Origin of the sequence: Saccharospirillum sp. HFRX-2 (genome assembly GCF_043196805.1) — a bacterium.
Classification (GTDB): Bacteria; Pseudomonadota; Gammaproteobacteria; order Pseudomonadales; family Natronospirillaceae; genus Saccharospirillum.
The window spans coordinates 1,335,509-1,347,408 of sequence record NZ_JBEBMU010000001.1 but is presented as its reverse complement, the minus strand read 5'-3'; the positions used below and the strand labels follow the sequence as shown (position 1 = coordinate 1,347,408).

The 11,900-nt window shown below is 52.8% G+C and carries 14 protein-coding genes; 8 read left to right on the top strand and 6 right to left on the bottom strand.

From position 1 onward, the window contains the following. Nucleotides 1-1,638: an EAL domain-containing protein gene (locus tag ABMA60_RS06290; RefSeq protein ID WP_392800268.1), complete on the bottom strand. Its 1,638-nt coding sequence runs from the start codon at nt 1,636-1,638 to the stop codon at nt 1-3. A gap of 209 nt (nt 1,639-1,847) precedes the next feature. Here ABMA60_RS06290 and ABMA60_RS06285 point away from each other — a divergent pair, with 209 nt between their 5' ends. Then, entirely contained in the window at nt 1,848-2,555 is a 708-nt protein-coding gene (locus ABMA60_RS06285; RefSeq protein ID WP_392800266.1) for a substrate-binding periplasmic protein, read from the top strand. Here the strand turns inward: ABMA60_RS06285 and ABMA60_RS06280 are convergent. Beyond that, nucleotides 2,552-3,028: a GNAT family N-acetyltransferase gene (locus ABMA60_RS06280; RefSeq protein WP_392800263.1), complete on the bottom strand. Its 477-nt coding sequence runs from the start codon at nt 3,026-3,028 to the stop codon at nt 2,552-2,554. The genes ABMA60_RS06285 and ABMA60_RS06280 overlap by 4 nt on opposite strands. A 296-nt stretch (nt 3,029-3,324) precedes the next feature. Here ABMA60_RS06280 and rnk point away from each other — a divergent pair, with 296 nt between their 5' ends. The 3 genes from rnk (at nt 3,325) to ABMA60_RS06265 (ending at nt 4,788) form a co-directional block, all read left to right on the top strand. Next, the gene (gene rnk / locus ABMA60_RS06275) at nt 3,325-3,732 is read left to right on the top strand and encodes a nucleoside diphosphate kinase regulator (RefSeq protein ID WP_392800259.1); all 408 of its coding nucleotides are present in this window, start codon (nt 3,325-3,327) and stop codon (nt 3,730-3,732) included. A 17-nt stretch (nt 3,733-3,749) separates the two neighbouring features. Next, the gene (locus ABMA60_RS06270; protein ID WP_392800256.1) at nt 3,750-4,025 is read left to right on the top strand and encodes an Lrp/AsnC ligand binding domain-containing protein; all 276 of its coding nucleotides are present in this window, start codon (nt 3,750-3,752) and stop codon (nt 4,023-4,025) included. 175 nt (nt 4,026-4,200) lie between these two features. Further along, nucleotides 4,201-4,788 carry a hypothetical protein gene (locus tag ABMA60_RS06265; protein ID WP_392800254.1) on the top strand — a complete coding sequence of 196 codons (588 nt, stop codon included), beginning with the start codon at nt 4,201-4,203 and terminating at the stop codon, nt 4,786-4,788. A 13-nt stretch (nt 4,789-4,801) separates the two neighbouring features. Here ABMA60_RS06265 and ABMA60_RS06260 read toward each other — a convergent pair whose 3' ends face one another. Further along, nucleotides 4,802-5,161, bottom strand: coding sequence for a nuclear transport factor 2 family protein (locus ABMA60_RS06260; protein ID WP_392800251.1), 360 nt, complete (start codon nt 5,159-5,161; stop codon nt 4,802-4,804). 27 nt (nt 5,162-5,188) lie between these two features. Further along, nucleotides 5,189-5,881, bottom strand: coding sequence for a phytanoyl-CoA dioxygenase family protein (locus ABMA60_RS06255; protein WP_392800249.1), 693 nt, complete (start codon nt 5,879-5,881; stop codon nt 5,189-5,191). 122 nt (nt 5,882-6,003) lie between these two features. Between ABMA60_RS06255 and ABMA60_RS06250 the strand changes: the two genes are divergently transcribed. The 4 genes from ABMA60_RS06250 (at nt 6,004) to ABMA60_RS06235 (ending at nt 10,081) form a co-directional block, all read left to right on the top strand. Further along, nucleotides 6,004-6,360: a GFA family protein gene (locus ABMA60_RS06250; RefSeq protein WP_392800246.1), complete on the top strand. Its 357-nt coding sequence runs from the start codon at nt 6,004-6,006 to the stop codon at nt 6,358-6,360. A gap of 75 nt (nt 6,361-6,435) precedes the next feature. Then, nucleotides 6,436-6,846, top strand: coding sequence for a VOC family protein (locus ABMA60_RS06245; RefSeq protein WP_392800243.1), 411 nt, complete (start codon nt 6,436-6,438; stop codon nt 6,844-6,846). Nucleotides 6,847-7,649: 803 nt separating this feature from the next. Continuing rightward, complete coding sequence (locus ABMA60_RS06240; RefSeq protein WP_392800241.1) at nt 7,650-9,461, top strand: 7TM diverse intracellular signaling domain-containing protein; 1,812 nt, start codon at nt 7,650-7,652, stop codon at nt 9,459-9,461. Continuing rightward, nucleotides 9,458-10,081, top strand: a complete 624-nt coding sequence (locus tag ABMA60_RS06235; RefSeq protein ID WP_392800238.1) for a LuxR C-terminal-related transcriptional regulator — start codon at nt 9,458-9,460, stop codon at nt 10,079-10,081. The genes ABMA60_RS06240 and ABMA60_RS06235 overlap by 4 nt, the downstream gene beginning before the upstream one ends. A 48-nt stretch (nt 10,082-10,129) precedes the next feature. Here ABMA60_RS06235 and ABMA60_RS06230 read toward each other — a convergent pair whose 3' ends face one another. Continuing rightward, nucleotides 10,130-10,735 carry a hypothetical protein gene (locus ABMA60_RS06230; protein WP_392800236.1) on the bottom strand — a complete coding sequence of 202 codons (606 nt, stop codon included), beginning with the start codon at nt 10,733-10,735 and terminating at the stop codon, nt 10,130-10,132. 328 nt (nt 10,736-11,063) lie between these two features. Continuing rightward, nucleotides 11,064-11,606 (bottom strand): NADPH-dependent FMN reductase, encoded by a 543-nt coding sequence (locus ABMA60_RS06225; RefSeq protein WP_392800234.1) that lies wholly within the window; start codon nt 11,604-11,606, stop codon nt 11,064-11,066. Nucleotides 11,607-11,900: the final 294 nt, after the last annotated feature.

Below are 11,900 nucleotides of genomic sequence, written 5' to 3'. Positions count from 1 at the left end.
CTAGGCAGCCTTGCGCTGGCGTCGATTGGCGACAAAGGCGCTGTAAAATTCATCGGCAGGCATCGGCTTACCATAGAGCCAGCCCTGGGCGTAATTAACGCCCTGGGCGCGTAACCATTCGGCTTGTTGCTCTGTCTCCACACCTTCAGCGACCAGCGTTAAGTCGAGCGACCAAGCCAGTTGAATAATGCTTTGCAGCAAACGGAAATCGATGCTGTCGGTGCCGATTGCCTGCACATAGCGGCGATCGAGTTTCAGGAAATGAAACGGCAGGTCGCTCAGATAATCGAGACCGGCCTGACCGGTGCCAAAGTCGTCGATGCCAAGGATGCAACCCAGAGCATCCAGTTTAACCAACGCCTCGCGCACCTGACCCCGATGGCCGGGATCGAGCGCCGATTCGGTCATTTCCACACGCAGATGATGCGGCCTTAACGCCGGAAAATAACGCTGTAGTCGAGCGGCGAATTCCTGGCTATGCGCACCCAAGGCAAGTGGCGACGCATTGATGGAGATATAGCAATCCGGTGCTTGCGGCATCAACCGATTGAGTAACTCACAGCTTTGCCAGGCGATGATGGCGGTCAGCGGGCGGATCTGATCGCTGCTTTCGGCCTCGGCAATAAACTCCACCGGCGGCAACACAAACTGACCATTACGGCGCCAGCGTGCCAAGGCTTCCGCACCCAGCCATTGTCCAGAATGCAGATCGACAATGGGTTGAAACCAGGCTTCGAATTCTTGCCGTGCCAGCCCTAAACGAATCTGATGACTGACCTGTTCCAGACGATGGCGACGCAACAGCACCCAGGCCACGGTCAGCGCACAGCTGAGCAAAAGAATGCTGAACACCGCCCAGCGCTCCAGTCTGATCACCGACCAGAGTGTTTCCGGCGGATAAATAAGTGACACACTGAGCTTGGCATCCTGACTGGAGCGCACCTGCACCAGGCGTGCATGTGGGCTTAAAGCAGTTTCGATCAGGGTGTCATTGCGCTCCAGCACGGCTTCCGCCGCCTGGCGATTGAGTGACGATATAGCGCCTTCAACCAGCAGCGGTCGACGTTGATCGCGGTGACCAATCATGATGGCTTCATTGGCTTGACGGACGCGGTCGAACAGCTGTCGCAACGCCGCCGAAGACAGCACTGCCGCCGTGGCCACGCCCCGGGCATCCCAGCGGTAGATCAACAGTCCGGGACGCTCTACCACCGGGATATAGCGCTCCAGCGACAGATGCAGGCCCAGGCCGTCGCGCAGTGCGGTTAAAGGTTGCGCTTGGTCCAAAGCTCCCCAACTGGTGCAGACCAGACGGTAGCCCGCATTGATGCGCAAAAAGCCCTCGATACCCGGCAGGCCATAGGCCTCCCGCTGCATCATCTGACGACGTTCAACAGAGCAGCCGGCGCTGTTATCGAGTTGCAGATTGATCAAACTGCCGTTGACGTGGTCGAGCAGGATATCCAGATCAGCCAGCACCGCCAGCGAAGTCTCTCTGGCCTGATCGGCCTGATGGCTGCGTACCGTCGACAACATCAATAAACAGACCAGCGTAACCGGAATCACCATCAACATCAGGCTGACCAGCCAGGTCCAACGGTCCGTTAAACTGTCTTTCCAACGTAAATGCAGGGGCATTTTGCTCTCGAACCACCGACAACCGTGGCCTTTAACCACGCTCGAATCGAGGAGGAATCGTCCTGGCGACGACGGCCGTTATGACCGCGTCGTCCCGGAGTATCGTGGCGCGCAGTCTATGAAGATTTTATGACGGTTCGATGACAGCAAAACCCCTCAGCGGCGACTAGACTTCTGTGTACACCGATTCAAAACCTCAGGAACGCCGGATGTTGCACCGCCTTCTGTATGGGTTGACTCTCCTGTTGCTGACCACCACGGCCCTGGCAGAACCTCTGACAGTCGTCACCTTGCCGGAATCCAGTTATAACAAAATCGGCATTCCACTGATTGAAGAACTCTACCGGCAAGTGGGTGTCGAGGTTGCCACCCTGGCCGTTCCAGCACCACGTCAGGCGATGATGCTGTCACAACAGAAGGTCGACGCCATCATTGTCTATCCCGAAGGGCTGGAACGAACCCAGGCTGAATTTATCCGCCTGCCGGTGCCGATTACCGCCGTCAGACTGCGTCTGTTTACCAGCCGCGACGATCTTGAGTGGCCACTGCCTGCCGGCCTCACGCTGGGTGTGCTCAGAGGCATCATTGACAATGACGCTCGCGCGGCACTGCCTAACGACCTCAGCTTCGTGGCTATCAACAATCCAAAGCAGATGATGCGCATGGTCGACCGGCAACGCCTCGATCTGGTCCTGCTGCCCTACACCGAGGGCCTGGGCATCATTAACGACAGCGGCCTGACAAATACGCACGCCATTGGCCCGGTACTGGCCGAAGTACCGGTCTATCACTACCTGCACCAACGGCATCAGCATCTGGTCGCACCCTTGACCGCCGTGCTGGAAGACTGGACAGCATCGGGATACCTGGAAAGCATCCACCGGAATTTTCGACTTGAACTGGAAGCCGCGCTTTAACGATGGCGGTACACCATCGGCACAAAGCGGATGCCGTCTATAACCGCTTCATCACCTTCTGCCACAAAACCATAGCGTTGATAAAAACCGACGGCGTTAATGGAAGAACGCAAATGAATGTCTGTCGCCGGGCATTGCGCCAGCATGGCATCCAATAACTGACGCCCGATACCCTGGCCTTGATGGTCCAGCGCCACATAAAGCGCAAACACAAAATAATCGTCACGCCAGCGAATATAGCCAACCGTACCATCACCGAGCGTCGCCTTAAGCGCTCCGAAACCGTCGTCATTCAACGGCCTCTGCCAGCGCCTGGATCGCTGCTGCTCCAATGTTTCGACGCCTGCGGCCGACAGCAATGGATATATTTGGTGCTGATGCGCCGCATCGGCAATGGCATCCAGATCGGGAATATCGGCCGTTGTAGCCGGGGTGATGGTGACGTCAACAGGCTGACTGTCTTTACTGCTCATCATTAGGGTATCGACCGAAAAAATAACCAAGCTGGCGATATTAGCAGACCACAGGGCTGCCTTGCTTTTACCCACAGGCTACACTAGGGTTTAAGCATCCCACGCGACCTGTTTATTGATTGCCATGATTAACCCCCTGGCCCAGCCACACCACAAAACCTCGCTCACCTTCCCCATCTAAGCCGGGCGGTTTCTCGCTGTCCGGCCAGTTCATTGCTGAAAAACTCACAGTGCCCGTCTTTGCTCGAACGGGATGACGCCATTTTATTGTGACAACAAGATCGCAAGGTGTGGTTATGAACACAGAACTGATTCTTTCGTCTCTGGATTGCGAACGCCTGGAGACACTGCTCGACTCAACACCGAAAAACCTTATCCAGAATTTGTCCGGACTGCAGTACAAGCTGGCCAATGCCACCTATGTCAAACCCTGCGAGATGCCAGCCGATCGGGTCAGCATGAATTCCATCGTTGAATTCTCCCTGTCGCCATCGGGGAAACATTTCAATCTGACGCTGGTTTATCCCCGCGAAGCAAATGACATTCAGTCGACGCTGTCGGTGTTTTCACCCATTGGAACAGCGCTGCTCGGCGCACGGCTGGGCGAGACGTTAAGCACAGCGCCGGATGGCGATGAAGCACACACCATCACCTTGCACCAGATTCACTATCAACCCGAGCGCGACGGCCATTTGCATCGCTGATACCAAGAGGCAAGACCATGATTCTTGAAGCTTTTTGGTACGTCTCACTGAGCCGCGAACGCGGCTATGATCCCAGCTCGCTGGAGACGTTCGTGCGGCAGGAACAGGCAATCGCTGACTGTTATTTTGTCTTTGGTGATAACGACTATGTGATGAAAATAAACACCCGCAATTCGGTTGAATATCAACGACTGAAATATCGGATGTATCAATCCGTGCCGGCAGTCAGTGCCATTAACGATCAGGTGGTAGTCGCCACCATAAAACGATCGACAAAACCGACACCTGGATAATATTCAGGCCGTCGGCAACGCCCTCCGCCAGACCGGTAAAACCTTGCCGGTCTACTCGCGGCACGCCGTAAAAACCCGCAGACCGCGCGGCCTTAATTCTGGCCCGAAATATGCGTTCATCAACGCAGGGACAGCAACCGGCAAACCAGCATCGTTTTGCCCGTAAGGAGGCTCCGTGAACGGCCTGTCGATAGCCAATCTGATCACTTCGGTGCAAAACAATCCGCAGAAAAACACTCTGTATGCCAAGCAGGAATCACCGACGCCTGGTATTGCCAACAACACCGATTCCGCCGTCACCCTGTCCGACAAAGCACAACATCTGAGCCGGCTGGAAGCGCTGGTTAATTCAATGGTTCAGGAGCCGGGCAAAGAGCCGGAGCCGCTGGACCTTGAAGCCATGCAGGAACTGGATGAAAAGCTTCACTCCGGGGAATTGATATACGGACCTGAGCTCGAACTGATGCTGGGCTGGATGATCATGGGCAGTTCAGCTGAAGGCTGGACTCAACAAGGACTCGACTTGACCAAAGAAACCCTGATAGAAGCCGGTCGTACCTTCCAGCAAGCATTTAAAGAAGCCTTCAATACAACGGATGGCCCAGCCAGTATCGCCTTTGACCACCACGCCATCGTTGCCAGCCAGCAAAGCGTGCCAGACTGGTTTATGGAACAACGCGCTCAGCAACTGGAATTATTACCCGACGATATGCGTCAGGCTTTTGAGCAAGGCAAACCTTATTTTGTGACAGCGCTCAGTTGAGTGTGAATCCACGTCAGCCCAGATAGGATTCAATACGACTGACTCGCTCACACTTTACCGACGTAAATTCGATCAGATGGCAAAAGCGTCGCGGCGTCTTGCCATGCGTTGCAATACCATTCACCGCGCCCGCCTTGCCGTGTGAGGCTACCCGGTCGATATCCAGTTTTATCGGCGCGGACTGTTCGGATAAATAAACGGCAATAGCATCGATCCCGGTAAGTGTTACCTCTGGCAATCGCCACATAACAGTCTCAGCCAGCAAGCCTTGCAACTGTTTCATAGCCAGCGTTTCCAGCGCCACGCCAATGCATTCCGTGGTGGTATTTTTGGGTGAATTGCCGCAATCGGCGCTGCGGTTTATCTGCGTCATACCAACCTGACTCCCTGCTGAAAATAATCAGTGTGCATCGACCAGCCGTCGCATCGTCGCCATTAACCTGGGTTTTTTCGATGCGTTGATCGACGGTGTATGCAACACCCGCATATCCATCAGATAAACATCGCCAGCACGACCGCTCATTTCAACGAGGGACAACTCGCAGCCCTCAACAGAAATAACACCGCCCTTGCTCAGTTCTTCAAGCCGCTGCCTGGCTGTCGTCGGATTGCTTAACCGGTGCGAACCCGCCAACGCCAGCGTCGCGCCACCGTGAACCGGCACATCATCCAGCAATACAAAAGCCTGGATGCCGGGTATCGATCGCGTCTGCGACTGGGCGATATCGCGGTGCCAGTTCAGGCCAGTCAGCGTCCAAGCGTCTTTCTGCGGTAACGAAATTAACAGCGGAGCACTTTGCGCTGGCAACAGAGGCCGTTGTGCCAGTTGTTCCATGGCCGAACTTAAAGACGCGGTCATCAAGGTCTGGTGCAGCTCGGGGCAGGCAATCCACTGCCCCAGCTTGTCGGTCTGCTGAAAGATGGGCACGCCTTTGAGGCGCTGCGACAAAGTACGGCCCGACGACCAGATATTGAGTCGTTTAAGGTCGTCCAATATCCGGGTCTTAATCGGTTGTACTACCTGTTTAGACAGGGCCTCACCCAGATAAAGGCAGCCCTTGGCCTCAAATTCTGTGCTCTGTTCCGGCGTCATCAGCCTGCCTCGGGTTAAATCTTAGCTATTTTATGGATTTCCTTGCTGGCCTTGTCGAATATGAAGCGGCTGATTCGACCAAACCAACAGCAAACCTTTCTGCACGCCAAAAGGAGAAGCCAATGGCCACCTCTCACTATCATGGCAGTTGCCAGTGCGGCGCTGTTCAGTATGACGTCGATGTCGACCTGGACAATACCATCACCTGCAACTGTTCACGTTGCCAACGGCTTGGACTGGTGCTGGCCTTCGCGCCCAAAGCCAGCTTCGAGCTGCAATCCGGCGAACAATCACTGACCGAGTACCTGTTCAACAAGCACGAAATCCAGCACCTGTTCTGTTCGGTCTGCGGCGTAGAGAGCTTTGCTTACGGTCGCATGCCCGACGGCAGCGAAATGGCGGCCATCAATGTTAATTGCCTGGACGGCGTCGAACCAAGACAACTGGCCAGCCATCACTTTGATGGTCGTAGTGCTTAATACTGCCTTGTCGAAAATAGAGCCCGGATTTCGACCAGCTAGAGTCAGCCAATCCACAACAGAAGGATAGTAACGATGACCCCGATGATCTTCGTCAACCTGCCCGTCTCCAACCTGAACACCGCCATGGATTTCTACACCGCCCTGGGCTTCACCAACAACCCGCAATTCACCGATGAAACCGCCGCCTGCATGGTATGGAGTGAATCCATCATGGTGATGTTACTGACCCACGCCAAATGGAAAACCTTTACCGACCGGCCCATTCCACCCAGCTCCAGCAGCGAAGTCATGCTCGCCCTCGCCTGCGAAAGCCGCGACCAGGTGGATGCCCTGAACGAAGCCGCCACCAACAACGGCGGCACCGCCGACATCAACCCCAAACAAGACCTGGGCTTTATGTACAACCGCAACCTGGCTGATCCGGATGGTCATGTCTGGGAAATGGTTTGGATGGATATGGCGGGAATGGAAAGCGAAAGCTAGTAAACCTGAACCAAGATTGATAGCCAAAACGCTCCATAACACAGCAGGGCTCCAGGTGCCATCCAGCCCCCGGATCTGCCCTGCCCCTGTCGCGCCAACGCCACCTAAAGCGCCGCTACTCAGTAATAGTCCATCAGCAGATAGCGCCAGCCGGCCAGCCACACGGTCCGGTCCAACGTTCATCGCAAACTTAACATTGATTTATATTTCAGACATTTGCGCGAATTATTCTACACCTTGCCAATAATCCATTTTCATAATGCCCAGAGAAGCCGCATGGCGGATAAAAAACGCTGAAGTACAGAGCCAACGAGAAAGTGCAATCGTGACCACAACGCAATCACATTATCTTGAGTGTCTGAAACCACCCGAATTTCATCACTGTAGTCACCCACTGTTTCGTCGGCCAAGAGAACGACACCGCCCCACCCTTCACTGAATTCGTAGATTTTTGACCTAAGATAGTAGGTGTAGTCAACGTCCTCACGCCACCCTACAACGGCACTGTTTGATTCGCCGAATACGACGTCAGGCTTTAAGTCATAGCAACCAGAAACAAGGTGATTTTACTGATAAGTGACCGCATCTTTTGCTCCTGTATAGCCAGACAGAACCCTATGGAAGGCATGGAGTATTGAACAGGGAGCAAGGAAGTGGAATACCGCAGGATGTGGTATATAAAAAATTGGTTTGAATATAATTTACCGCTTAGTATTTAATATTATTTTTTCCAGTAACTATTCATTTCATTGTCAGTTTAGTACCACAACTAGAGTCGTTTATTGAATACTGCAGGTTGCGGTATGGACAAAGTGCCTGATCTATTGACAGCGGGATACAAGGATATGACAAACCTTCGATTGGGCTATTTTCTAGCACTCAGTATCGGTGTTTTCATTGGGTTAGTCGGCTGTTCAAGCGATGACGCCCAGCAAAAAGGCATCCGTCTGAGCTATCTGCCTGACGCCTCCACCAGTCTGACCATTACTGAGGTTCAGCAACAGCTGGATCAGTTCCAACCCGCCCCAGCCACCGGCATCAACCTACCCAGGACATTGGCACCCTATTGGTTTCGTTTACAGATTGATCGAACAATCTGGTCGGCCGACGAATCGGGACTGGCGTTCATCATTGAATCTTCGATGTTGAAAAGCGTCGATATGTATCAGCAAGGGCAGCCAATCCAACAGGCGGGATATCGCCTCAGCATCAATGAACAACCCATTGCGCACTACAACTACGTTTTCACCATGGATTTTAATGACGCAGCCGTTGCCGAGGTGTTTTTTAAAGTCAGAGCCGGTACCCGGATGAATTTTCAGATTGATGTTCTCAGCCAACAACAATTCTATAAACGAAGTCTGCTGGAATATCTGGGCATGGGAATTTTTCTGGGTGGCGCTTTGATCATGGTTGGTTACAACCTGATGTTAGCGCTTATCTTATTTAAAAGCCCTTATGCCTATTACAGCCTATACACCTTGGCCGTTTCTACAGGTGTGGTTTTTGATTCCGGCTTGTTACGTCATCTCGGTGTGCCATCCACCAACGGCACCGCCGCACTGTTCTATAACTTACCGGTATTAACTGCCCTGCTATTCTTTCGCAGCTTCCTGCCAATCAAACAACTGACCCCGCGTTTTGACGTCGTCATGAAGGTGCAGATCGCCGTGGCGGTTTTGTTAATCGGTATTAATCCTTTTTTACCGCCGACGTCGGAAAGCGACATTCCTTATTCATTGATCAATCAGGTCAGCATTCTGCTGGCCGTCGTTAGCTGCGTGGTAGCAGTCGGCATTGGATTGTTCCACGGTTTTCGACCAGCCCGCTGGCTGGCTGTGGCCGTTGGCTTGTCGGCCATCGTTTTTCCTGTTCCAGCGCTGGTGGTATTCGGTGTGTTGCCGGAATTCCCGTACCGACTATTGTTATTGCGTATCGTAGTGCTGATCGAACTGCTGCTGTTCTCGCTGGGTTTGGCGGATTTGTACCGCGAACAATCACGCGCTCGCCGCCGCGATCAGCAACAGCATCAAGAGGAAATGGGTCAGCTTATGCGTGAGGTGCACGACAACATCGCCACCGACATTCACACGGCAATACTGGCGTTACCAGATAAAACCGAGACGGTTTCCACCGGGCTCTTGCAACGCGCACTCAACAATGCCCGCGATCTCGCATCGCTGCTGGGTCAATCCCACAAAGGTTCGTCGTTCAGTCTGCACAATGGCATTCGTCAGTACTTAAATATTTTGCAACAACACGCCGATAAAAAGGCCGAGCTTGTCTATTCGACGCAACTGCAGCTCTCTACGCCCACACAATTACAGCTGTATCGAATCTTTCAAGAGTGGATGAGCAACTGCCTGCGACACGGCAGCGCCAACCAATTTCGAATTGAATTAATACAACGTGCGGATTTCATCCTAATGCGCATACAGTCCAACGGTGCGAAGTTTCGTTGGAACAGCCGCAGAATCAACCAAGCAGTGGGTTCCGGTTTGATAAACATCCAGCACAGATGCAACAACCTAAAAGCCCGAGTCCGGGTGATGGCAGGCCAGAACTCTGGTTGCCGCTTTGTGTTGAGAATGCCGATAAAGGAGGCCTCATCATGATTTCAATACTATTGGCCGAAGATGAACAGCTATATCAGGATAAGTTAAGCCAGCTGGTTGAGTTAGAAGCTGAGTTCGAGCTTGTCGGCATCGTAGACACCATCACTGACATCAAAACAAAACTCGCGAAATTGCAGCCGGATATTCTGTTGCTCGACCTCGGTCTGCATCAGGAAAACTCTTTAGACGCCTTGGCTGATTTTGTATCGATCTCACCCGAAACCCGTATCTGCATCCTCAGTTTACTGGATGACGAACACTCATTGATTCGCGCTTTCCAGTCGGGTGCCAAGGGTTATCTGGTAAAGGGTCAACAAGACGAATTGCTGGTTCATGAAATCAAGTCGTTGCAGCTGGGAGGCTCACCGCTGAGTGCCGGCCTGGCGCAAAAAATGTCATTAATCCTCCAACCCACCGCCAAACAAAAGTCTCCGCTCACCGAACGGCAAAGTGACATTCTTCGCTACCTGGCGTTGGGCTACCAATACAAAGACATCGCTCAGGAACTCAACATCAGCCCAATGACGGTACGTACACACATCCGAAACATCTACGACGTGCTGCAGGTAAGCAGCAAGCGGGATGCGATCAGTAAGGGGAAGCGGTTTGGGATTTTTTAATCCAACATAGCCAGAACCGATCCATCCACTGTTGAATCAAGCACGGGCTTATTTCTTAAGACCGAACGCCCAATTTCCGACTTTAGTCAGCGCTATTTCCAAACCAAAATTCACTGAAGAAGCATCATAGGTTTCCCCTGCCAACTGGTACTCCTGATGCCAATAGCTGACGTAGAAAAAGTACCAGCCTGCCCGAACGGAATAGGATGCTTCCGTTGAAAATTCGTCACGCTGAAATCGATTACCGCGGGCCGTGTAACGGGCATTAAACTGATGAACGGCACCAGCTTCGACAAAAAAACCGCAGGTTAGTGCAGTCAGTATCGTGCAATCATTGGTGTAACGAACGCCCAACTCAACTGGAAATGAGCGTTTAGAATAGGCGACATCATCATCTTCGCCTGAATTGGTTTTCACACCCAATCGGCTGCGCAGCTCAAGCTGACTTAGCCACGGAAATTCCGCAACAGCGACACCATAGAAGTACATTCCGGAGCCTAGATTAATCTCTTGATCGGGTTCTCCTGCTCGCCTGTCGGTCGCCCAGTGATATCCGCCAGCTTGTGTTTCCAAGCCCACCCCATAGCCGATTGGCCAGTCAGCCATCGCCAGTATTGGCGTAATAAGTCCCAGGAATAGCGCCACCTTTTTCATAGTCATTCCAAACAATAAAATAACTCTGACCCATGTCCCGATGGTTTATCAGGCATCATTACATTATTAGCCAATGAACCCATTGGAAAATTGACGCAAAAGAGTGGCCGATTGATGCAGAAAGTCAGCCAGGAAATTCTGATGATTCCTGGCTGGCTGTCGTTAAATTGACGGAGGATAGATTGGCACACCCTTGAGGTTGACCTAAGCCCAACTTTGGAACACAGGCCACCAAGATACGTTTATCACCATAGGGTGTGATGTAAATGAAACATTCGATACAACAGGAGTCCCGACCAATCTAATCGGTGGGTATTAGCAGTTGTCGTTAAATCACTTTGGCAAAACCGCTGATGAAGTCGGCCAATTTGTCACGGTTTGCGGTATCGATCAGGTCGCCCTGTTCATCGAACATTTTACCCGCCTGTGACACCAGAAGCCGCCCCTCAGTCCAGACGGATGCTTTAAGCGTTCGCAACACCGGCAACCAATGGTTCTGCGCCATGATCGTGCCGAAACCACCGGGCGAGGCGCCGATAATGGCGACCGGCTTGCCGGCCCACATCTGCAGACCCGGCCCACGTGACATCCAGTCAATGGCGTTCTTGAAAACACCCGGAATGCCGTTGTTGTATTCCGGCGTCACAAGCAAAACTCCATCCGCTGCCTGCAGTTGCTGCTGGAGAGTCTGGACAGCGGGCGGTAAACCCTCAGCTTTTTCCAGATCGCCATCGTAAAGCGGCACCTCGCGAATTGAGCCGACGTTGATCTTTGTACCGGCAGGCGCGAGCTCTGCAGCCGCCCTCAACAAACCGGCATTGAAAGAGGCGCGTCGTAAGCTGCCGCTCAGACCAAGAATCGTCTTTGTCATGGTTTATGTCCTTTTCACAAAAATTTGCCCAGCAAGTGAGGCTCGGGTACGAGTTTAGTTAATATCTGTGCTGCAAATTTCAAAGTCCACCACGATGATGACCGCCATGCGGTTAAAGGCGCCAATCAGCAGGACGTTGGCTGGTTTGCCTGGCGGATTAATTCAGCAACGTCAGCCAGTTTGTGATCATCTGTTTCGCTTTGGGCGCAAGCGACGAGGCATATTGATGAGCATCTGCACGCAAGCGCTGAACGTCCAGACCCTGCTGTGCAATTTCACAGGCGTGGCCGATTA